Annotated in this window: 20 protein-coding genes; 17 read left to right on the top strand and 3 right to left on the bottom strand. The window is 61.7% G+C overall.

The window, feature by feature from the left end:
* Positions 1–8 precede the first annotated feature (8 nt).
* The 8 genes from HMPREF2656_RS08505 (at position 9) to ileS (ending at position 8,775) form a co-directional block, all read left to right on the top strand.
* The gene (locus HMPREF2656_RS08505; RefSeq protein WP_070422196.1) at positions 9–686 is read left to right on the top strand and encodes a cell division protein FtsQ/DivIB; all 678 of its coding nucleotides are present in this window, start codon (positions 9–11) and stop codon (positions 684–686) included.
* Positions 687–818: 132 nt separating this feature from the next.
* Entirely contained in the window at positions 819–2,033 is a 1,215-nt protein-coding gene (gene ftsZ / locus HMPREF2656_RS08500; RefSeq protein ID WP_070570089.1) for a cell division protein FtsZ, read from the top strand.
* Positions 2,034–2,047: 14 nt separating this feature from the next.
* The gene (gene pgeF, locus HMPREF2656_RS08495; RefSeq protein WP_070614585.1) at positions 2,048–2,773 is read left to right on the top strand and encodes a peptidoglycan editing factor PgeF; all 726 of its coding nucleotides are present in this window, start codon (positions 2,048–2,050) and stop codon (positions 2,771–2,773) included.
* Positions 2,766–3,452 (top strand): YggS family pyridoxal phosphate-dependent enzyme, encoded by a 687-nt coding sequence (locus HMPREF2656_RS08490; protein ID WP_070614584.1) that lies wholly within the window; start codon positions 2,766–2,768, stop codon positions 3,450–3,452. Before pgeF ends, HMPREF2656_RS08490 begins: the two co-directional genes overlap by 8 nt.
* 35 nt (positions 3,453–3,487) lie before the next feature.
* Positions 3,488–3,970 (top strand): cell division protein SepF, encoded by a 483-nt coding sequence (locus HMPREF2656_RS08485; RefSeq protein ID WP_070422200.1) that lies wholly within the window; start codon positions 3,488–3,490, stop codon positions 3,968–3,970.
* A gap of 22 nt (positions 3,971–3,992) precedes the next feature.
* Complete coding sequence (locus tag HMPREF2656_RS08480) at positions 3,993–4,301, top strand: YggT family protein (protein WP_070422201.1); 309 nt, start codon at positions 3,993–3,995, stop codon at positions 4,299–4,301.
* Between the two features lie 131 nt (positions 4,302–4,432).
* Positions 4,433–5,392 carry a DivIVA domain-containing protein gene (locus HMPREF2656_RS08475; RefSeq protein ID WP_070570081.1) on the top strand — a complete coding sequence of 320 codons (960 nt, stop codon included), beginning with the start codon at positions 4,433–4,435 and terminating at the stop codon, positions 5,390–5,392.
* 218 nt (positions 5,393–5,610) lie between these two features.
* Entirely contained in the window at positions 5,611–8,775 is a 3,165-nt protein-coding gene (ileS, locus tag HMPREF2656_RS08470) for an isoleucine--tRNA ligase (RefSeq protein ID WP_070816325.1), read from the top strand.
* A 74-nt stretch (positions 8,776–8,849) separates the two neighbouring features.
* Here the strand turns inward: ileS and HMPREF2656_RS08465 are convergent, their stop codons facing one another.
* Positions 8,850–10,013: a S1 family peptidase gene (locus HMPREF2656_RS08465; RefSeq protein ID WP_070816324.1), complete on the bottom strand. Its 1,164-nt coding sequence runs from the start codon at positions 10,011–10,013 to the stop codon at positions 8,850–8,852.
* 217 nt (positions 10,014–10,230) lie between these two features.
* Here HMPREF2656_RS08465 and HMPREF2656_RS08460 point away from each other — a divergent pair, with 217 nt between their 5' ends.
* Together HMPREF2656_RS08460 and HMPREF2656_RS08455 are read left to right on the top strand one after the other, a co-directional pair.
* Positions 10,231–11,529: an HNH endonuclease signature motif containing protein gene (locus HMPREF2656_RS08460; protein WP_070816323.1), complete on the top strand. Its 1,299-nt coding sequence runs from the start codon at positions 10,231–10,233 to the stop codon at positions 11,527–11,529.
* Positions 11,530–11,571: 42 nt separating this feature from the next.
* Complete coding sequence (locus HMPREF2656_RS08455; RefSeq protein ID WP_070816322.1) at positions 11,572–12,954, top strand: DNA polymerase IV; 1,383 nt, start codon at positions 11,572–11,574, stop codon at positions 12,952–12,954.
* Here the strand turns inward: HMPREF2656_RS08455 and HMPREF2656_RS08450 are convergent.
* On the bottom strand, positions 12,943–13,836 hold the full coding sequence (locus HMPREF2656_RS08450) for an asparaginase (protein WP_070816410.1): 894 nt from the start codon (positions 13,834–13,836) through the stop codon (positions 12,943–12,945). The two genes, HMPREF2656_RS08455 and HMPREF2656_RS08450, sit on opposite strands and share 12 nt — an antisense overlap.
* A 75-nt stretch (positions 13,837–13,911) precedes the next feature.
* Between HMPREF2656_RS08450 and HMPREF2656_RS08445 the strand changes: the two genes are divergently transcribed.
* On the top strand, positions 13,912–14,508 hold the full coding sequence (locus HMPREF2656_RS08445) for a WKL family lipoprotein (protein ID WP_070570073.1): 597 nt from the start codon (positions 13,912–13,914) through the stop codon (positions 14,506–14,508).
* A gap of 1 nt (position 14,509) precedes the next feature.
* Here the strand turns inward: HMPREF2656_RS08445 and HMPREF2656_RS08440 are convergent, their stop codons facing one another.
* Positions 14,510–15,430, bottom strand: a complete 921-nt coding sequence (locus tag HMPREF2656_RS08440) for an oxidoreductase (protein WP_141761046.1) — start codon at positions 15,428–15,430, stop codon at positions 14,510–14,512.
* 63 nt (positions 15,431–15,493) lie between these two features.
* On the opposite strand from HMPREF2656_RS08440, the gene lspA reads away from it, so the two are divergent.
* From lspA to HMPREF2656_RS08410, 6 genes are all read left to right on the top strand, one after another.
* Positions 15,494–16,000: a signal peptidase II gene (gene lspA / locus HMPREF2656_RS08435; RefSeq protein WP_070422208.1), complete on the top strand. Its 507-nt coding sequence runs from the start codon at positions 15,494–15,496 to the stop codon at positions 15,998–16,000.
* Positions 15,993–16,919, top strand: coding sequence for an RluA family pseudouridine synthase (locus HMPREF2656_RS08430; protein ID WP_070422209.1), 927 nt, complete (start codon positions 15,993–15,995; stop codon positions 16,917–16,919). Before lspA ends, HMPREF2656_RS08430 begins: the two co-directional genes overlap by 8 nt.
* The gene (locus tag HMPREF2656_RS08425) at positions 16,900–17,418 is read left to right on the top strand and encodes a hypothetical protein (RefSeq protein ID WP_070816407.1); all 519 of its coding nucleotides are present in this window, start codon (positions 16,900–16,902) and stop codon (positions 17,416–17,418) included. The genes HMPREF2656_RS08430 and HMPREF2656_RS08425 overlap by 20 nt, the downstream gene beginning before the upstream one ends.
* A gap of 38 nt (positions 17,419–17,456) precedes the next feature.
* Positions 17,457–19,046: an efflux RND transporter periplasmic adaptor subunit gene (locus HMPREF2656_RS08420; protein ID WP_070816321.1), complete on the top strand. Its 1,590-nt coding sequence runs from the start codon at positions 17,457–17,459 to the stop codon at positions 19,044–19,046.
* 162 nt (positions 19,047–19,208) lie between these two features.
* Positions 19,209–19,919, top strand: coding sequence for an ABC transporter ATP-binding protein (locus tag HMPREF2656_RS08415; RefSeq protein WP_070422382.1), 711 nt, complete (start codon positions 19,209–19,211; stop codon positions 19,917–19,919).
* On the top strand, positions 19,920–21,188 hold the full coding sequence (locus HMPREF2656_RS08410; RefSeq protein ID WP_070450908.1) for an ABC transporter permease: 1,269 nt from the start codon (positions 19,920–19,922) through the stop codon (positions 21,186–21,188).
* Positions 21,189–21,192: the final 4 nt, after the last annotated feature.

The following is a 21,192-nucleotide window of genomic DNA, read 5'->3' as shown; positions in this document are numbered from 1 at the left end:
AAGTTCCCATGCCTGACTCAACCGAGGAGCAGCCGAAGCACCGGAAGATCCCGTACGGTGCGATCGCAGCAACGGTGGCCATTGTTGTGGCTGTGTGCGCGGCCGTGCCGTTCACGCCGCTGATGAGCGTGAACGATATTGCCGTCGAGGGGTCCGTGAACCTGCCCGAGGAGGAAGTACGCAACCTCACCGGGATTGATTACGGCACGCCGATAGGCAAGGTGAAGCCGCGCCGAGCCGCCGAGAATGTTGCCGCAAACCCCTGGGTGGATTCCGCAACAGTGTCGCGCGCGTGGCCGAACGGTGTCAGTGTGGAGATCACAGAGCATGATCCGGTGGCGTGGGTGGACATTGATGGCCAGCCGCACCTGATCGACCGGGAGGGCCGCGATTTCATCGTTGCGGCGCCGCCCGCAGGCGCTGTGGAGATCCAGGGGGTGGCCCAGGAGCGGTTTGCGCAGGCGGTGGAGGTGGCGTCGTCGATTAGTGATGTTGCCCGGCCTCGCGTCCGCGCGCTCAAAGCCAACGGTGACTACACCTACACGCTCGTGCTTGACGACGACCGCGTAGTCCAGTGGGGAGCTGCAACCGACAATGCGAATAAGGCGCTGGCGCTCGAAACCGTGCTCCAGTTGGAAGGCCACGAGTTCAATATTTCTAACCCCGAGTTGGTGACCTCGCGCTAAAACCCCAGGTCACAACCCTAAAGTACAGGTTTAGGGTTGTGACACGCCGGGGGAGAACACAAAAAATGCTTCGCTTTCAAACATGATGGGACGCAACTGAACACCCGAGTTTTGAAAGGCGAGACTTACGCTATGACTTCTCCCGCCAACTACCTCGCCATGATCCGCGTCGTCGGTGTCGGCGGGGGCGGCGTCAACGCTGTGAACCGAATGATTGAGGAGGGGTTGAAGGGCGTCGAATTCGTCGCCATCAACACTGACTCGCAGGCGCTGCTGTTTACCGATGCCGACACCAAGCTCGACATTGGTCGAGAAGCCACCCGTGGGCTGGGTGCAGGCGCGAACCCCGAGGTTGGCCGCACTTCCGCCGAGGACCACAAGCAGGAGATTGAGGAGTCCCTGAAGGGCTCCGACATGGTCTTCGTTACCGCAGGCGAAGGCGGCGGCACCGGTACTGGTGCGGCCCCGGTCGTCGCAGGTATTGCAAAGAAGATGGGCGCACTGACCATTGGTGTTGTGACCCGCCCGTTCACCTTCGAGGGCAAGCGCCGTACCCGCCAGGCGCTGGCTGGCATTGAGAACCTGAAGGAAGTTTGCGACACCGTCATCGTGATCCCGAACGACCGCCTCCTGCAGCTGGGAGACGCGGAGCTCTCCATGATGGAAGCGTTCCGCGCGGCTGACGAGGTGCTCTACAACGGTGTTCAGGGTATTACCAATCTGATCACCATCCCGGGCATGATCAACGTCGACTTTGCGGACGTGCGCTCCGTTATGGCTGACGCTGGCTCCGCGCTCATGGGCGTCGGCTCTGCGCGCGGCGAGAACCGTGTGATGACCGCAACTGAGCAGGCCATCAACTCCCCGCTGCTGGAGACCACCATGGAGGGTGCCAAGGGCGTGCTCATCTCCGTCGCCGGTGGCTCCGACCTCGGCCTGATGGAAGTTAACAACGCTGCTTCCATCGTGGAGGAGAAGGCCGACGACGATGCCAACATCATCTTCGGCACGATTATCGACGACAACCTGGGCGACGAGGTCCGCGTGACCATCATCGCCACTGGCTTCGACGAGAAGGCCAACGCTCGTCCTGCCGAGGACGCCCCGCAGGCAAGCGTCATCGCTCCAGCCGAGGAGCTCGAGTCCCAGCCGGAGAAGCCGGCCGAGCCACGCACTGAGACCCGGACCGAGACCCGCGCCGAGCAGCCGTCGGAGAGCTACCAGGCTCGTCACCGCTACGAGCCAAACCGTGGCCTGTTTACGGACCGTGAGGACTCCCGTCCGCGCCGCGACGAGGAGTTCGGCGGCGGCTTCGACGATTTGGATGTGCCTGATTTCATGCGCTAGTTAGACTGGCTGGCATGCCAGATCTTTCCAACCGCCCCGTCCGCATGGTGTTTACTTCCCGTGCTGGCGGGGTTTCGCGTTCTCCGTACGATGCGTTCAACCTGGGAACGCATGTTGGCGACGACCCAGCCGACGTCGCCGCGAACCGTCAGCGTCTCGCCGACATCTTGGGCCTTCCCGCCGAGCGTTTCGTGTGGATGGAACAACTCCACACCAACACCGTCACCGTGGTCGACGGGCCTGCGGATGAGCCGGTTGCGACCACTGACGCGATCGTGACTCGCAAGAAAAACCTCGCGCTGTGCGTGCTGGTTGCGGACTGCACCCCCGTGCTGCTGTCCGACCACAGCGCAGGTGTGATCGCCGCAGCCCACGCGGGCCGTATGGGAGCTCGCAACGGCATTGTGCGCCGCACCGTCGAGGAGATGGTGGCGCTTGGCGCAGCCCCGGAGCGTATCCAGGTGCTGCTCGGGCCGGCGGCGGCAGGTGAGTCCTATGAGGTGCCTGCCGAGATGGCTGCGGACGTCGAAAAGCATTTGCCCGGCTCGCGCACAACCACCAAGCAGGGGACCGCGGGCATCGACGTCCGTGCCGGGCTTGTGCGCCAACTGATGAGCATGGGCGTGACCCACATCGACGCAGATCCGCGCGATACCATCACCGATACCGATTTCTTCTCTCATCGCCGCGAGGGCGTCACCGGACGTCAGGCCGGCGTGATTTGGATGCCAGATGCATAACCTCGAAAAAGTAACCCAGCAGATTCACGACGCCGAGCGCGCCGCCGGCCGCCCGGAAGGCAGCGTGCAACTCTTGCCCGTGACCAAATTCCACCCCGTTGAGCGCATTATTGAACTCGCCGAGGCAGGCATCACCCTCGTCGGTGAGAACCGCGAGCAGGAGGCTCGCGCGAAGGCTGAAGCTCTGGATGGGCGGTGTCAGATCGCCATGATCGGCCAGATCCAGTCCAAGAAAGCTAACGCCGTCGCGCGTTGGGCGGCTCAGGTCCACTCGCTCGACTCGGTCAAACTCGCCCACGGCCTTGACCGTGGCATGGCGCTTGCCCTCGAGCGCGGCGACCGCACCACGGACACCCTGCCGTGCCTGATCCAGCTTTCCGACGACGGCGATACCGCCCGTGGCGGCGCCTCCTACGACGACGTGCCGGAAATCATCGAGGCGGTCGAAAATTCCGAGCATCTTCGCCTCGACGGGTTCATGGTCGTGCCCCCGTTGAACTCCGACCCCGAGACGGTGTTCCGCAGGGCACGTGCGCTTGTCGACGACACCTCCGCCCACCTCGGCCGCGACCTCATCTTGTCGGCCGGTATGAGCGGGGACTTTGAGACAGCAATCGCGTGCGGATCCGATCTCGTGCGTGTCGGAACAGCGCTGCTTGGACCCCGCCCCGTAGGCTGACCTTCATCGCAAAACCACCCCCAAGGAGCCCCACTATGTCCTTCTTTGGCAGCGCAAAAGAATTCTTCGGCCTCGGTCCGATCGAGAACAACGAGGACGACGCCTACTTTGAGGATTCGCGCTACTCCGAAACTTCCTCGACTGCTGGCGCTGGCGCGTACGACCGTGCTGAGCGTCCGTCGCGTTATGAGCGTGACCACCGCGAGGTGTCGTCGACACGCGCCAGCTACCGTCCGACCCCGCGCATCGTCAACGTGTCTCCGCGTAATTACAACGATGCCAAGGAGATCGGCGAGCCGTTCCGCGATGGCGACGCCGTGGTGATGGACCTCACCGATCTGGACACCGCCGATGCAAAGCGCATCGTCGACTTCGCCGCCGGCCTATGCTTTGGCTTGCGTGGCAGCATGCACAACCTGTCCCGTGGCGAGGAGACCCGCAAGCGTCTGTTCGCGATCGTCCCGGAGCACGGCAATGTGGACAAGGAAGCGCTGAAGCGCTCCGCGGGCCTGCGCTAGACAACCTGTAGGGTGTGAACGCGTGGCACTTATCGGAGCAATTCTTTACGCCGTCATCGGCATCTACTCGCTGATTGTCGTCGTGCGCATCATCATTGAGATGATTCAGGCATTTTCGAAGCACTTCGACCCGCCCCACTGGTTCATCATGGTGGCGGAACCACTGTTCAAAATTACCGACCCTCCAGTGTTTGCATTACGCAAGCTCATCCCCCCGTTGAGGTTGAACGGGGGAGTAGGGCTCGATGTGAGCGTGATCGTGCTTTTCCTGGCACTTTCCCTGCTCCAGATGGTTATCCGGGCGACGATGATCGTTCCGGCACTGCATTAGCGCGCTGTCATGTGCGTTGTGTAGACGAAACAGTTACAATTCAGCAGACAAATTAAGTACGTTCCCGTAACGTGGGGCGCATTCGCGACCCGCAGACGCGGGTCCGTTACAAGAACATGAAGGGAACGCAAATGCCGTTGACGCCAGCTGACGTGCACAATGTCGCTTTCAGCAAGCCCCCGATTGGCAAGCGGGGCTACAACGAGGACGAAGTTGATCAGTTCCTCGACCTGGTTGAAGACGCGCTTGCACAGCTCCAGGATGAAAACGAAGAGCTCCGCGCACGACTCGAAGAGGGTGGCGCTGGCGTAGCGGCACCGGCAGCAGCCGGTTCTTCCGCAGACGAGGCTGCAATCCGCCGCGAGGTGGAGCAGAAGATCCGCGCTGACTACGAGGCGCAGCTGCGTTCCGCGAAGGAAGCCAAGGACAAGGCTGAGGCTGAGGCTAAGGCTGCCAAGGAAGATGCGGCAGCAGCCCGCAAGCAGGCTGAGGAAGCTCGCGCACAGGCTGCGAAGCGTCCGGCTGAAGGCGTGTCCAAGGCGGTCAACACCGCCCCGCAGAAGGCAGAGCCTTCGCAGGATTCGCACATCCAGGCTGCCAAGGTGCTCGGCCTTGCACAGGAGATGGCAGACCGTCTGACCAGCGATGCCCAGGCAGAGGCAACCTCCATGCTGGCAGACGCACGCAGCGCTGCAGAGCGTGAGGTGGCCGAGGCTGAGGCGAAGTCCAAGAAGCAACTGCAGGACGCTCAGACCCGCTCCCAGTCTCAGCTGCAGGAGGCGGAGACTCGCGCCAAGCAGCTCGTCGCCGAGGCCCAGAAGAAGGCCGAGGAGACCACTGGCGAGGCCGCTTCCCGCGCCGAGGCCCAGATCCGCCAAGCGGAGGAGAAGGCCAACAAGCTCAAGGCAGATGCAGAGCGCAAGCACACCGAGATTATGAACACGGTGAAGCAGCAGCAGACTGCGCTGGAGAATCGCATTGCGGAGCTGCGCACCTTCGAGCGCGAGTACCGTACTCGCCTGAAGACGCTGCTTGAGTCCCAGCTCGAGGAACTCGAGGCCCGCTCAACTACGGCGCCGAACGAGAAGTAAAACCTCAACGCCCGGGAGTGCTACACTTCCGGGCGTAACGCTTTGATCCGGCTATCACCGGGGAGCATTCCGGAAGAACGGCATTACGCTTATTAGAACCGGACGTTAAATGGGAAGACGTCACTTCCTTCACCACAAATGAAGTGGGGGCTTTCGCCCCAAGCAGGGTGGTACCGCGCAGCACATGCGTCCCTGCAGATTGTGTGTGGAGGAGTGTCATGGTTGGCAACGTCTACCCTAAGGTCGATATGACCGGAGGCAGCGACAAGTTTCCCGAGATGGAACGCGCTGTGCTCGACTACTGGAACAAGGATGAAACGTTCCAGGCATCGCTTGAGCAGCGTGAAGGTTGCGAAGAATACGTGTTCAATGACGGCCCGCCGTTTGCTAACGGTCTGCCGCACTACGGCCACCTGCTGACGGGCTACGTCAAGGACATCGTTCCGCGCTACCGCACGATGACCGGCTTCCATGTGCCGCGTGTGTTCGGCTGGGACTGCCACGGTCTGCCTGCGGAGCTTGAGGCAGAAAAGCAGCTCGGCATCACTGACAAAGCCCAGATCCATGACATGGGTCTGGAGAAATTCAACGAGTACTGCGCCAAGTCCGTCATGCACTATGCCGGCGAGTGGGAAGAGTACGTCACCCGCCAGGCTCGTTGGGTCGATTTTGAGAACGGCTACAAGACCATGGACCCGGAGTACATGGAATCTGTCATGTGGGCGTTCAAGGAGCTCTACGACAAGGGCTTGATCTACCAGGGCTTCCGTGTGCTGCCGTACTCCTGGGCAGAGCACACGCCGTTGTCCAACCAGGAGACGCGTCTCGACGATTCCTACCGCGACCGCCAGGACCCTACCGTCACCGTCACCATGCCGTTCACCGGCGGCCGCGCCGGCTACGCTGCGGAGAAGACGTGGGCTGAGCACCCTGAACTGCACGATGCGGCTGCGATCGCCTGGACCACTACGCCGTGGACGCTGCCGTCGAACTTGGCGTTGGCGGTTCACCCGGAGGTTGAGTACTCGTTGGTGAAGCCGGGGGATGAGGGTGTCGTCGATACGCCATTGCTCTTGGCGACGAACCTGCTCGGCGCATACGCGAAGGAACTCGGCGAGTACGAGGTCATCTCCACGTTCACCGGCGCCCAGCTCGAGGGCCTGGAGTACGAGCCGGTCTTTGACTACTTCCGCGACCACGAGAACGCGTTCATGGTGCTTAACGCGGACTACGTCACCACCGAGGACGGCACCGGTGTCGTCCACCAGGCGCCCGCCTTCGGTGAAGACGATATGTTCACCTGCCAGGACTACGGCATCGATTTGGTCATCCCCGTCGACGCCGACGGCAAGTTCACCTCGCTGGTTCCGGACTACGAAGGCAAGTTGGTCTTCGACGCGAACCGCGACATCATCCGCGACCTGCGCGCCAAGGGCCGTGTCGTGCGTGACCAGACCATCGTCCACTCTTACCCGCACTCCTGGCGCTCCGGCGAGCCACTGATCTACATGGCGCTGCCGGCTTGGTTTGTGAAGGTCACGGACATCCGCGACCGCATGGTCGAGCTCAACCAGGAGATCGACTGGATCCCGTCGCACATCCGCGATGGCCAGTTTGGCAAGTGGCTCGAAGGCGCTCGCGATTGGAACATTTCGCGTACCCGCTACTGGGGCTCCCCGGTGCCGGCGTGGGTATCCGATAACCCGGAGTACCCGCGCGTGGATGTCTACGGTTCCCTCGATGAGCTCGAGCGTGACTTCGGTGAGCGCCCCAAGTCGCTGCACCGTCCGCACATTGATGAACTGGTGCGTCCGAACCCGGACGACCCGACCGGTAAGTCCATGATGCGCCGCGTGCCGGACGTGCTCGACTGCTGGTTCGAATCCGGCTCTATGCCGTTTGCGCAGTACCACTACCCGTTTGAGAACCGCGAGGAGCACGACGCTCGCCAGCCGGCTGACTTCATCGTCGAGTACTCGGGCCAGACCCGTGGCTGGTTCTACGTCCAGCACGTCCTGTCCACCGCGCTGTTCGACCGTGTGGCGTACAAGAAGGTCGTCGCCCACGGCATCGTGCTTGGTTCCGACGGCCAGAAGATGTCCAAGTCCAAGGGCAACTACCCGAACGTCAACGAGGTTTTCGACCGCGACGGTTCCGACGCGATGCGTTGGTTCCTGATGTCTTCGCCGATCCTGCGTGGTGGCAACCTGATCGTCACTGAGCAGGGCATCCGCGAGGGCGTGCGCCAGGCGCTGCTGCCGATCTGGAACGCGTACACCTTCCTGCAGCTGTACTCCTCTGAGGACGCTCAGTGGTCGGTGGATTCCGACAACGTGCTCGACCGTTACATCCTGGCCAAGACCCACGACTTGGTGGAGGCCGTGGGCGAGGCTCTCGACGACACGCGCATCGCCGATGCTTGCGATGAGGTGCGTCGCTTCGCGGACACCCTGACCAACTGGTACGTGCGTCGCTCCCGTGATCGTTTCTGGGAGGGCCAGGAGGCGCACCCGGAGGCGTTCAACACGCTTTACACGGTGCTCGAAGTAGTGACCCGTACCGTCGCGCCGTTGCTGCCGTACATCTCTGAGGTGATCTGGCGTGGGCTGACTGGTGGCCGTTCGGTGCACCTGACGGACTTCCCGAAGGCGGATAATCTGCCGGCGGATGCTGATCTGGTTGCTGCGATGGATGCGACACGTGCGGTGTGCTCGGCGGCGTCGTCGGTACGCAAGGCGAACAAGCTGCGTAACCGTCTGCCACTGCCGAAGCTCACTGTTGCTCTGCCAGAGGCTGATCTACTTGAGCCGTTCCGCTCCACCATCCGCGACGAGGTGAACGTCAAGGACGTTGAGCTCACCGCGGATGTGGACTCGGCTGGTTCGTTCGAGGTCGTCGTTAATGCGAAGGTTGCTGGTCCGAAGCTGGGCAAGGATGTCCAGCGCGCGATCAAGAACGTCAAGGCTGGCAACTATGAGCGTCGTGGCGACGACGTGGTGGTCGACGGAGACATCGTGCTGACTCCGGAGCTCTACACCGAGCGTCTCGTCGCCGAGAACCCGGAGAGCACTGCGCGTGTCGACGCCGACGCCGCCGTCGGCCTCGTCGTCCTGGACACCAACGTCACTGAGGAACTCGAGGCTGAAGGCTGGGCCGCCGATGTCATCCGTGGCCTGCAGGATGCGCGCAAGCGTGAGGGCCTTGAGGTCTCCGATCGCATTGCGGTTGTGCTTGCGGTGCCGGCTGAGAAGGAGGAGTGGGCTCGTCGTCACGCAGAGCACATCGCCGCTGAAACGTTGGCAACCTCCTTCGATGTGGTCACCGAACCAGTCGAAGGCCATGATGTTGTCGACGGTGTGACCGCCACCGTTCGCAAGAATTAGGCGCTGACGGACTATGCCGCTGCATAGTGGATCCTGACCCGGACCACTATGCAGCGGCATAGTGTTTTTAGGGGCTAGCCGTGAAGCGTGAGGCCCCAGTGCTGCATTGCGCCGGCGATTTCCATGCCGCTGGTGAGCGTCTTGTTGTAGTCGCTGCCGTTCGACGTCACCCCTAGTGCCCATGCGTCCGTGCCGTCGAACGCGAAGATCGCGCCTCCGGAATCGCCTCTGTCAGCGATGTTGCGAAACACGAATTGGCCGGCCCTATCTACCTCGACGAATTTGCCGCAGGAGTAGCCAGTGGTGGCACCGAGACGGCAAATGGTCATGTTGCCTTGCCCCGCTTGTGCTGGGGTGATCCAGCCCTTCAATCGGGAATTTACGGGCAGTGCGGAATCCACGTACGGCTTGGCATCGTCGTAAATCTCAATCAGTCCGATGTCGGTGCCGATAAAGCCCGTGTTGTCGCGCTCGTAGAAGGATTCGACCATCTCGCCCACAACCAGTGACCCGCCGTATTGGTCATTGACGTAGAACTGGTCACCCACATCGCCGCAGTGCCCGGCAGTAACGATGAATGTGCGGTTTTCCCGCGACGCGATAAAACCAGTAGAGCAGTAGCTTTTGTTCACGTTGTAAATCTTCGCGCCAGGTACAACCTTGCCCGGAGCCTCGAGAAACAGCCAGTCTTGTTTGTTGTGATAGTAAATGCCCAGGTTGTCGTCCCTGCCGGTTACTCCCGCGCCGTTGTTTCGTGGGTCGATGCGTTGCGGGTCCACGGCCTGTGCCTGTGGTTGCTGCGGCTGTGCGTGCTGTCGCTGTGCTTGCCTTGTGGGGCTGGATTCCGATTGCGGGGCGAGAAAGTTCTCGGGAGGGAAATAAAAATTGCTCACTTGGGCGTCGGAGCCGTCGATCGTGCAACGGAATGTGAATTCACCGATGTATTCGTCATTGCTGAGAAAACCGGAGATCTCGCTGTCGAACGTCTGTCCTGTGATTGCGTCAGTGGGCGCTTCGTGTGCATAGACCGTTAGGGCGTCGTAGGCAACGCCGTCGGCGGTGGACGCGTTTCTGGCGGCGTTCTGACATAATTCGGCGACCTCAGTCGGTGTCAGTTTGGTCTCGGGAGCATCGGCGGCGATATCTTCTGCACCGGAACAGGCAGTGAGCGCAGTGAGCGTGGTCGCGGATGCGAGCGCTACCGAGATTAACGTTTGGATGATCTTCACAGATGTCATGGTGACACATCGTGGCGACGAATGTGTCGACTATGCAGCGGCATAGTTTTTCGAACAAAGAACCGCCGTCTGCTCCAAACTATGCAGCGGCATAGTGAAAAAGCTGCGCAGCCAAGGTGGGGGAATGGCCTCTTTGGGTAGATTTGAGGAAAACTATTGAATCGCACACCTATTCGATATATAAAGGTGTCAATGTTTGTAAACAAGGGGTGTGAACATGACAGTTGCAGTGAGCCAGTGGGTGGCTGATCGAACGAATGATTTGTCGGCAGAGGTGCTCGAAGACCGGATTAAGGTCAACCACCTTTCGGCCAATCACCATCGTGCGCGGATGCTTGAAGCAGTCGGGCAGTTCGATGAGCAGGATCTCGCGTCGCAGTATGGGGAGAAGTCGACCGCGACGTGGTTGCGTAGGGAACTCAACCTGCCCGAACCGACGGCCTTTGAGTATGTGAGGGTTGCCCGGGGCCTGCGCAGGTATCGCCGGTTATTCGAGGCGTTTGAGTCTGGGGTGATGCCGTATTCGACGGTTCGTTTTCTCCTGCAGTTTCTAGACGAGCAAAACGAAGAGGAGCTTGTCGCTCTTGCGTTGTCTCTGGCGTTTTCGGACCTGAAACTTGTGCTCGCCGGTGCCGGGCCGAAAGGCGATGAGCCGACCGAACCTTTCGCCCGGGCCAGAGAGTGCGACGATGGCATGCTTGCGTTCGAGGCCCGTCTTCCCGCCGTGGCTGGGCAGAAACTTCTGACCGCGCTGAAAATGGCGCAGTTGGCCAGTTTTGGTCTGGAGGACGTCGATCCGGAGGATCTCAACGATCCTGAAAAGGTGCAACTGCTTATCGACGACGCCACCAACGCCAAGGATGCTGTCGCCTCTGAGCAGGATCGCGAACCACGGAAACGGACAAAGATCACCGCCGAAGACATCGCGAAGACGGTTTCGCGCTACGGGCCTCCGGAGAAACAGGACGTTTACGCAGCGTTGCTGGCCATGGTGGATATGGTGCGGGCTCACCCGATTAGTCCGCTTCGTAGCCCCGGTGTGCAGGTCAATCTCATGGTGAATCAGGGCGGGGGCTGTTGGATGCCCGAAAACCGTGCCGCACGGTCAGAGGATGTGCGAAGCTACCTTGCCAACGCGGTGGTGCGGTTGCACTTGATTGACAAACATGGGCTGACCATCAACGTCGGCCGTGCACAGCGGTTCGCCACTGACGGCCAGGTGCAGGCGTTGCTCGCAACATGGGGATATCAATGTGCCATGCCTGGGTGCTCGCATCGCCGGTTTATTGAGATCCACCACATCCGAGAATGGGAGCATGGTGGCTCGACCAACATGGATAACCTCATTCCACTGTGCTCGAGTTGTCACTCGCAGGTTAGCCACGGGACGATCACAATTGAAAGCAGGGGAACCGACTTGTTCTTCACGTTTAACGATGGCGCGCGGTTTGTTTCCCGCGGGCGAGGGTTGCCGCGTCGCCTGGATTTCATCACGGGTACCTCATTCGATGAATGACGAAATTGGAACTCGGCGGTAGCGGTGGTGCACAGTGGTGGCATGACTCGCTGGGTGCTGCATATCGACATGGACGCGTTCTACGCGTCATGTGAGCAGCTCACCCGACCCACGCTGAAAGGGCGGCCAGTGCTCGTTGCGGGTGTGACCGGCCGCGGGGTCGTGGCGGGCGCCAGTTACGAGGCAAGAAAGTACGGGGCGCGCTCCGCCATGCCAACACACCGGGCGGCACGCCTGGTGGGGCCAAAAGCAGTTCTTGTGGCACCCCGGCGGGCGGTGTACACGACCGCGTCGAGGCGAGTGTTCGAGGTGATTAGCAAGCACGTTGATGTGGTGGAGCAACTGTCCATCGATGAAGCCTTCATGGAGCCAGCTGAGCTCATTGGTGCTACCCCTGACGAGGTGCGTGAGTGGGCGAACCAGTTGCGCGCGGAGATCAAGGAGGAGACTGGCTTGCCGAGCTCGATCGGAGCTGGGTCGGGCAAGCAATACGCCAAGATTGGTTCGGGCCGCGCGAAACCGGACGGAGTGTTTGCCATCCCGCATGAAGAACAGTTAGAGATCCTGCATCCGATGCCGGTCAATGAGTTGTGGGGTGTGGGGCCGGTGACGGAGGCGAAGTTAGCGTCGGCAGGTATCGAGACGATTGGGGATTTGGCGGCGCTGAGCGAAAAAGAACTCGACATCGCAATTGGTGGTGCGGTGGGCAAGCAGCTGTGGTGGCTTGCGCGTGGTGTGGACGAGCGTCCGGTGGCGCCACGGGCGGTGGCTAAGCAGATTTCGTCGGAGCACACCTACCCGAACGATCTGACGCAGCCACCAGAAGTCGACGCGGCTCTTGAACGTGCGGCAGCGGACTCGCATCGCCGGTTGCTGAAAGACGGGCGAGGGGCTCGCACAGTGACGGTGAAGCTGCGGATGGCGGACTTTCGTATCGAGTCCCGCTCGGCGACCCTGCCGTATGCAACCGACGATGCGGAAACCCTGCTCGCAACGGCGTTTCGACTGGTGCGTTACCCGGACGAAGTCGGGCCAATCAGGCTTGTGGGGGTGTCGTATTCGGGCCTGGAGGATGCGCTGCAGGATGTGTTGTTTCCGGAGTTGGATCAGGAGATTGTGAAGCCGGCGCCGGTGGCGGAGGACTACGAAACTGGGGTGAGTGATCATGCCGCACCGGCTGGACTCGAGGTGGTCTCAGAGATGGGAGACACGCCAGGGCAGTGGCGCGCTACACAAGATGTATTTCACCCTGAGTTTGGGCACGGTTGGGTGCAAGGGGCCGGCAAGGGATGGGTCACGGTGCGGTTTGAAACGCGCGCGACGGGGCCTGGCAGGGTCAAGAGCTTGCGTAGCGACGACCCCGCGCTCGTCCCGGCCGACCCCGTCGATTCGTTGGCGTGGGAGGACTGGCTGTCAGAGCAGTGAGCTGGGATTCACACCGGTGGCCAGGGCGGTGAGCAGTGCGATACGAGCTTGGCCGGGGGAGAGATGGCCGGCGGGCAGCGCGCCGAGGTCGCCGAGGGTAGAGCCGCCACCTGCGCCGCCGTAGGCGAAGGTCACTGCACCGTAGGGGGCAGAAGTGGCAATCACTACGGGGATGCCGCGGCGCAGCATGTCGCGAAGTGCTTCGCCGGTGCCGTCGGAGACGTTGCCGGCACCGAGGGCCTCGACAATGACGCCGTCGGGGGACTTCGAGGCGACAAGATGTGCAACGGTGCCGTCGTCACCTGGCCATGCACGCAGGATCGGCACGAACAAGCCGTCCAATGGCGCAGCGGGGACAGGCATAGGTCGGCGCAGTGAAACGGGGACGTCGAAGGCGTCCAGATCGGTAGTGTGCCGCTTGCGTAGGCCGCGTGCAGGCAAGGTTGCGCCACCGAAGTGAACGAAGGCGCCACCGCCGCGCTGGGTGGCGGCCACCTCGATCGCGCCACGCAGGTTCGCGGGCCCGTCAGGGTGGGGATGATCGGCGGAGCGCATCGCACCGGTCAACACGACGGGACGTTCATCGCGGTGGACGAGTTCTAACGCGAGGGCGGTTTCTGCCAAGGAGTCGGTGCCGTGGGTGATGACGAGGCCGGTGAGGGTGTCGTCGTTAAGCAATGCGCTAGTGAGCGCACGAAGGCGGTCGATGTCGGCGAGCCCCATTGACGACGAATCCAGACTCGCGATCTCGCGAGTTTGCACGTCACGGGTGGTTTCGCTACGGGCGACAAGTTCATCGGCGGACAAGGTCGGCACAAGCGCCCCGGACACATCGGCGGTGGAGGCGATGGTGCCTCCGGTGGAGACAACGTAGACGGTCATGTGCACCAGAGTGCCAGAAATGGGCTTCAGTGCAGTAACGTTGAGCAAGTCAATCAAGGTATGCAAGGAGAACACGTGAAAGCACAGCGATTTGCTGCGGCACTTGCAGCGGCCAGCCTCGCGCTGGGTCTGACCGCCTGCTCGGGCGAGTCCGACAACACGGAGAACACCACCACCGCAGCCGAACAGGCAAGCGCATCCGACGCAGCGCCCGTGGCAGAAATGCCCACCGCAGAAGAGCTCAACGCAGTCCTGCAGCGCGCTGCCGACCCGAACCTGCCCATCGCAGAACGCGCGAACACCGTCCAGGGTGGCGAAACCACGCCGGAACTGTTCGATCTGATGACCCAGTCTCAGCAGGAATCAGGCGCGAACTTCCAGGTGGTCAACCCGGTGTTGCCGGGCTACACCACCAACTCGGTGTTGGCGACGGTGAACTTCACCCGACCGGACGCGGAATCGCAGCTGGCTGAGGATGTGGAGTTTGTGTACGAGGAGGGCCACTGGAAGATCTCGCAAAGCTGGGCGTGCTTCCTGGTCAGCAACACCTTGCCGCCGGAGCAGGTGCCGGACATGTGCAACACCGGCGCACCGGCCGCACCGGCCGCACCGGCTGAGGCCCCGGCCGAAGCCCCAGCCGAGCAGGCGCCTCCGGCAGCTCCTGGCCTGTAAGTTAAGCGCCGTACCGCACAGCCCGCGTGATGTCTTGGACCACGCGGGTTGTTTGCTCCCCGCCGGAGTACACCAGGTGGGTTGTCGCTTCCACCTCGCCTGACACTGGCAACGGGCGGGAGAAATCGACGGTGATGTGCCCCTTCGACGTGGTGGAAGAGGACTCCACCTCGATGTGCTGGCCGTTGAGGTCCCCGGCGGCATCGGCGTCGATCGTCATGTCCTTTTCCGAGGGGCGTTCCTCGATGTCGACGGCGAGGTCAACGGTGGAATCGGTAAGCGACTCGACAGTGTAGGTGGTGGTGCGCAACATCGTGTTGTCGCCGGCGACTCGGTTTTCCACCTTCCACACGCCACCCTCACCGATTGGTTCGGTGGGGAACACGACGTTTTGGGTGATCAGCGCCAGCAGGGCGGGCTCCACATGTTGCAGGCCGCGCTCCGGTGCTTCCGGTGGGGCGAGCAGTTTGATGGTGGAGATCTTCCCGGAGTCGTCGCCACGCCAGCTCATGCGGAAGCCTTCAGTGGCGGCGACGTCCTGGCCGATGTCCAGGTTGGAGTGTTTGCCGGAGCCGACGGTGAAGTCGATTCGTCGAGAAGCAGCTGCTTCTCCCTCGCCGGGTTCAGGTGCGTCACCAACCGAGATGTCCAGCGGCAACGTCGTGATCGCCACATCGCCGCCCCGGACCTGATCGCCCACTGTCTGCGCGACACCGGACGAGACCGCAACCGTGGTGGACCAGGGCTCGGCGTTCTCGGTGTACGACAACACGCGAGCATGTTCGCCCGTATCGACGACAGTGACACCCGGATCGTCCACAGGGAACGCGGGCACACCCTCGATCAGGTCTTCCTCGCCCGCGCATGCGGTGAGGGACAGTGACAAAGCAACGGCGGCAACGGCGGCAGTTAAACGAGACATCTTTAAGAACGTACCGCACGGCATACGCAGGGGTAGCGTCCGAGGCGCTAAGGTGGGACGGCGATGGAACAGGCAACGAAACCCCGCTCGACACCCCGCTACCTTGGTGTCGTGATCGCTGTGATGCTCATCGTGGCGGCGCTGGACCAGCTCCTGAAAATCATCATGGTCGCATGGCTGGAACCCGGAGTGCCCCACCCAGTGATCGGAGATTGGTTCCGCTTCTACCTGCTGTTTAACCCGGGCGCCGCATTTTCAATGGGGCAGAATTCGACGTGGTTATTCACCACCCTCCAACTTGCGTTTGTCATTGGTGCGCTGTGGTTTGGTCCTCGCATGTCCACACGTTGGGAGGCGTTTGGTCTAGCGCTGGTCGCAGGTGGCGCACTGGGCAACCTGTGCGACAGGTTGTTCCGTGAGCCTGGATTCTGGTTCGGACATGTGGTGGACTACATCTCCGTAGGCAGTTTCGCGGTGTTTAACCTGGCCGATGCTGCTATTACGGTCGGTGTGGTGGTGTTTGTCGTGGCCACCTTTGTTGCAGAGCGGAAGGGGGACAACGATGGGTAAGTTCCGGGCGCTTCCAGTGCCGGAAGGGCTGGACGGGATGCGTGTCGATGCTGCGATGTCGAAGCTGTTCGGTGTCTCCCGTGCCGTCGCCGCAGAAATTGCCGCGAACGGTGACGTGCTTGTCAACGGCACTGCTGCACAGAAATCGGAACGAGTCCACACAGGCGCCATGCTGGAGGTCACTCTGCCGGAGCCGAAGCGGGCGCCGCAGCCGGTCACCGAACTCGTTGAAGGTCTGGAGATCCTGTACAAGGATGCCGACGTCATCGCGGTGGATAAGCCTGTGGGCGTGGCGGCGCACCCGACCTTGGGCTGGGAAGGCCCCGATGTGGTCGGTGGGTTGCAAGCCATGGGATTCACGCTTCCCGATGCCGGCCCGCCGGAGCGCAAGGGCATCGTGCAGCGTCTCGACGTCGGCACATCCGGCGTCATGATCGTTGCCGCAAGCGTGCCCGCTTACTCCGCGTTGAAACGCGCCTTTAAAGAACGCACCGTGGACAAGACCTATAACGCGTTGGTGCAGGGGCTGCCGGACCCGACAGTCGGCACAATTGATGCACCGATCGGACGCCACCCTTCCGCTGGGTGGAAGTTTGCCGTCACGCAGGACGGCCGGCCGAGCGTGACCCACTACGAGGTAATTGAAGCGTTCCGCCGGGCGAGTCTCATCGAGGTGCACCTAGAAACGGGCCGGACCCACCAGATCAGAGTGCATATGTCCTCGGTGGGCCATCCCTGCGTGGGAGATCCGATGTATGGGTCGGACCCGACACTGTCGAAGCAACTCGGGTTGAAGCGCCAGTGGCTGCATGCCACCAGCCTTGGGTTCGTCCACCCGCGTACCGGTGAATATATGGAGGTCACCTCCGAGTATCCGGAGGACCTTCGTGTGGCGCTTGATGCGGTCCGTAACGGGTAGGCGGGTCGTCGCAACGCTGCTTGCAGCTGTTGTTGCGCTCTCAGCGTTGTGGGCGATTGGCGTTGCGACGCCACCACTGCCATCTGTGCTGCAAGGCGACACCCTCGGGCCCGAAGACGGGGAAGAGAACTACAAGCAACGCGCCGACGACACCTTGCGTGCCGCCGACGCCCCCGCGTTCGCGCTTGTGACGTTCGATACAGCATTATCTGTTCACGATGCTGCGGTGACGGTTGCGCCGGCGCGCCGGGCGAGTGCTCTGGTCGCGAACGGCGGAGCGCCTATCGCGGTTGGTGAACCGCCTGCGGGGCAGCTACGTGACGAAATCTTCCAGCAAGCAACCACGCAGCCAATTGACGCAGTGATCGTTTACGGTTCAGGCGATGAACTCCGCGCGGTTGCCGAACAGCCAGCTGTTTTCGCCGTGGAAGTATTGCCTTCTGATGCTGTGTGGGGAGCGTTTGCATTGACCCGAAACGTCTCTGGGGGCCGTGTATAGTTTGCGGAGTTATATGCCTGCTACCGGGAGGAGACCCCTTGGCTTCCGAGACCAATCACTCGACCGCACGTCGCCGGCTGACACGCGTGAGCCTGGCAATTGTCACGTCGTCCGCACTGCTGCTCGGCGCGTGCGGATTCGGTGGCGGTGACAACGGCGAAGGCGAAGGTGACGGGCTGCAGCCCGGCGATTACACCGTCGTGTCCCAGGAAGGCGTCTCTGCCAGTGTTGTCGTCTCCGGCAAGATTGAGCCGGTGCGCACTGTCAACATCACCTCGGCGGTGCAGTCTGAGGTAAAGAATGTTGCAGTGAAGGCTGGTGACAGGGTCCAGGCGCAGCAGTTCCTCGTTGCCATGAATACCGAGGAGCTGGAGCGCCAGTTGGCGGTCCAGCAAAAGCAGCAGGCGAACGCGCAGGCTGATGCGCAGGCCAACGTGCAGCAGGCGCAGCAGCAGTTGAACGCGTATCAGGCAAGCATCAATAACGGGACGCACCCGGCGATTGCTGCTGCTCAAGCGCAGGTCGACCAGGCGCAGGCGGCTTATAACGCAGCTGTTGCTGCAGAGGGCGGCCCGCGCTTGATCAACCGCGGCATGGCGGCTGTGGAGCAGATGGCGGGTCAGATCTCCTCGCTTGGCAATGCGACGGCAAAGCCGGGTGTTCCAGCACCACCGGCACAGCCGGCACAACCGGCACCGCAAGCTCCGGCGCAGCTCGCTGGTGGTTCGTTGAGCAAGCAGGAGGCTCAGGCGGCGCTGCAGCAGGCTCAGGCGGAACTTGAGTCCGCACGTGCGCAGGCGGCGCAGGAACGTGACCAGTTGCAGGCGCAGGTGAGCTCCGCTACCCGTCAGGCCGAGTCGGCGCAGCTTGGCGAGGGCGACGGCACCCTCGAATACCAAGTCCGTGAAGGCACCGTGTACGCCCCGATCGCGGGATTGGTGACCGAGGTTTCCGTGCACGAAGGCGACATCCCGCAAGGCAAATTGCTCAGTATTGCCGACGATTCCTCCCTGGTCATCCGGGCAGACGTCCGTGAGTCGGACGTGCCAAACATCTCTGTCGGGGACCGGGTTGATTTCACGTCGACCGCAACTGGCAAGAAGCAGTTCAAGGGCAAGGTCACGCGCATTGCGCCGGCCGCGAGCGGTTCTGGTTCTGCTGAGGTTCCTGGCATGGCGATGGGCGGCGGCGGATCGCAAAATTCGAGCGAGGTGACGTTCCCGGTCGAGATCGAAATCACCGGCGACAAGGAAGGTCTGCTGCTGGGTGGTACCGCGCGTGCGGAGATCATTACCGCTGAGGCGAAGGACGCGCTCAACGTCCCGCTCGACGCCGTGTATGAGGAGGACGGCAAGAAGAAGGTTCTCGTCATGGCAACCGAGGGCGAAGATGCGACCTCTGGCAAGGTCGAGGAACGCATCGTGAAAACCGGTGCGTCCAACGACGTCGACATTGCCATTACGGGCGGCGACCTCAAGGCTGGCGATATTGTCGTGAACTGGCCGGACGAGTACCGCGAGCGTATCGGGGAGACCGTTGAGATCAACGACCCGAACTTCGACCCGGAGAAGGTCCGCGAGGCTCGCGAAGGCAAGAAGAAGCAGGACGGCGAGAAGGAGCAGCCGTAAGTGTTTCGCAGGAAAAAGCGTCCGCTTGACGACGACACCCTGACCGACACGACAGACACCCACGACCCGTTCTTCCTCGACGGCGAAGAAGACCCAGCCGATGAAGACGAACCGGTAGTTGAAACTGTCCCGGTGGAGGAAGTCGTCGATACGCAGCCGCGCATGGAGAACACCGGCAGGTTGATCGACATGCGCCGGATCGTGAAGACGTACAACGTTGGCGAGCCGAGCGAACTGACCGTACTGCACGGCGTGGATTTCTACGCTGAACAGGGCGAATTTGTTTCTATCGTGGGTCCTTCGGGCTGCGGTAAATCGACGTTGATGAACCTAATCGGCATGCTTGATCGCCCCACGGAAGGTGCGTATGCCTTCAACGGCGAACCTGTGTACGCGAAGCAGGACAAGGAACTGGCGCATTACCGCAGCCAAAACATCGGATTCATTTTTCAGAACTTCAACCTCGTTGGCCGCATCGACGCGCTGCAGAACGTGGCCATGCCGATGATGTACGCCGGTGTGCCGAAGCGCGAGCGCGAGGAGCGCGCCGCCGAACTGCTGGATCGCATGGGCATGGGGGATCGGTTGCACCACAACCCCAACGAACTTTCGGGTGGCCAGAAGCAGCGTGTGGCAATCGCACGCAGCCTGGCCAATGACCCAGGGCTGCTGCTTGCCGACGAGCCCACGGGCGCCCTGGATTCCAAAACCGGACGCATGGTCATGGATCTGTTCCACGAACTCAACCAGGAACTGGGCAAAGCCATCGTGTTTATTACCCACAACCCGGAGTTGGCTGAAGAAACCGGCCGGATCGTGGAAATGATGGACGGAAAAATCGCTCGTGTGCGCCAGCCGGGTGGGGTGAACTAGGTGAATATTCGCGAATCGCTACGGTTGGCGCTGTCCAGCCTGAATACCAACAAGTTGCGCTCGCTGCTGACGCTTTTGGGCATCATCATCGGCATCATGGCCGTGATCATCATCATGACGTTGGGCCGTGCCCTCGAGAACGATGTGATGGGTGGTCTGGAAGACGCCGGCACGACCACGTACCCGGTGATGGTGCACGAACGCGCGGAAGAAGGCGAGAAATCCGAGGACCCGTTTGCGGCGTTTGATCTTGCCCCGCCGACAAACGAGAACGATGCTGTCACGTTTGATCAGCTCAACGAGCTGCAAGCGTCGTTCGGCGACCGCGTGCAAGGCATCGATCTGGAGCTTTCCGGCGGTGGTGACGCACAGGTCGGGGACAACACTTCAAGTGTGTCGATCTACCCGTCGCTTGCGAGTTCGCTCGACATGCGTGGCCTGAAGGTTCAGTACGGTCGCGGGTTGGATCAAGACATCATTGATAGTCGTCGCCCCGTTGCCGTTGTGTCGCCAGAGCTGGTCGAGGCGTTGTTCGACAACGATCCGAGCAAGGCGCTCGGCTCCCGCTTCGACCTCATCATCGATGGCAAGCCGGCGGTGTTCACCATCATCGGTGTGCTGGAAAAATCGGAGAGCCAGCCCATGTTCGGGGAAACCGCGTTTGCGGACGCCTACATTCCGGTCACGGCCGCGGGCAGGGTTGGCTTGGAGGCGGACTGGGTGTCGTCGTTTAGCGTGCGTGCTGCTGTGGATGAGGACCCGGAAGTGTTCCGCGCAGACCTGCAAACGTACCTGGATCGCATGTACGCCGGTAACGACAACTACGAGGCCGAGGTGTTCGATATCTCAGCGAGCCTCGAAGGCTTGACGACGATCTTCCGCACCCTGTCGACCGTGCTCTCCGCAATCGGCGGCATCTCGCTCCTCGTCGGCGGTATCGGCGTGATGAACATCATGCTGATCACGGTTACTGAACGCACCCGCGAAATCGGCGTGCGTAAAGCGCTCGGCGCAACCCACAATGATATTCGTGTCCAGTTCATCGTCGAGGCGATGCTGGTGTGCCTCATCGGCGGCGTCATTGGCGTCATCCTGGGTGGCGCTGTCGGCATGATCGCCAGCTCGGCGCTTTTGGAAATGACATGGCCGCCGATCGGAGCCGTGGTGTTCGCGCTGCTGTTCTCGCTGGCGACCGGTGTGTTCTTCGGCGCATACCCTGCGTCGAAGGCCGCGAAGATGCAGCCCATCGACGCGCTGCGCTACGAATAATTCG

Source organism: Corynebacterium sp. HMSC034B08, assembly GCF_001835805.1.
GTDB classification, from domain to species: domain Bacteria; phylum Actinomycetota; class Actinomycetes; order Mycobacteriales; family Mycobacteriaceae; genus Corynebacterium; species Corynebacterium coyleae.
Note: the sequence above shows the minus strand (reverse complement) of the source record. Positions and strands in the feature narration are given on the sequence as shown.

Bases quoted from the DNA above. Each gene is read 5' to 3' on its own strand.
- HMPREF2656_RS08490 (WP_070614584.1), top strand. From the start codon at position 2,766: ATGCATAACCTCGAAAAAGTAACCCAGCAGATTCACGACGCCGAGCGC.
- HMPREF2656_RS08485 (WP_070422200.1), top strand. From the start codon at position 3,488: ATGTCCTTCTTTGGCAGCGCAAAAGAATTCTTCGGCCTCGGTCCGATC.
- HMPREF2656_RS08440 (WP_141761046.1), bottom strand. From the start codon at position 15,430: ATGTCTCGTTTAACTGCCGCCGTTGCCGCCGTTGCTTTGTCACTGTCC.
- HMPREF2656_RS08465 (WP_070816324.1), bottom strand. From the start codon at position 10,013: ATGACATCTGTGAAGATCATCCAAACGTTAATCTCGGTAGCGCTCGCA.
- HMPREF2656_RS08455 (WP_070816322.1), top strand. From the start codon at position 11,572: ATGACTCGCTGGGTGCTGCATATCGACATGGACGCGTTCTACGCGTCA.
- HMPREF2656_RS08430 (WP_070422209.1), top strand. From the start codon at position 15,993: ATGGGTAAGTTCCGGGCGCTTCCAGTGCCGGAAGGGCTGGACGGGATG.
- lspA (WP_070422208.1), top strand. From the start codon at position 15,494: ATGGAACAGGCAACGAAACCCCGCTCGACACCCCGCTACCTTGGTGTC.
- HMPREF2656_RS08460 (WP_070816323.1), top strand. From the start codon at position 10,231: ATGACAGTTGCAGTGAGCCAGTGGGTGGCTGATCGAACGAATGATTTG.
- pgeF (WP_070614585.1), top strand. From the start codon at position 2,048: ATGCCAGATCTTTCCAACCGCCCCGTCCGCATGGTGTTTACTTCCCGT.
- ileS (WP_070816325.1), top strand. From the start codon at position 5,611: ATGGTTGGCAACGTCTACCCTAAGGTCGATATGACCGGAGGCAGCGAC.
- HMPREF2656_RS08425 (WP_070816407.1), top strand. From the start codon at position 16,900: ATGCGGTCCGTAACGGGTAGGCGGGTCGTCGCAACGCTGCTTGCAGCT.
- HMPREF2656_RS08415 (WP_070422382.1), top strand. From the start codon at position 19,209: ATGGAGAACACCGGCAGGTTGATCGACATGCGCCGGATCGTGAAGACG.
- HMPREF2656_RS08475 (WP_070570081.1), top strand. From the start codon at position 4,433: ATGCCGTTGACGCCAGCTGACGTGCACAATGTCGCTTTCAGCAAGCCC.
- ftsZ (WP_070570089.1), top strand. From the start codon at position 819: ATGACTTCTCCCGCCAACTACCTCGCCATGATCCGCGTCGTCGGTGTC.
- HMPREF2656_RS08505 (WP_070422196.1), top strand. From the start codon at position 9: ATGCCTGACTCAACCGAGGAGCAGCCGAAGCACCGGAAGATCCCGTAC.
- HMPREF2656_RS08450 (WP_070816410.1), bottom strand. From the start codon at position 13,836: ATGACCGTCTACGTTGTCTCCACCGGAGGCACCATCGCCTCCACCGCC.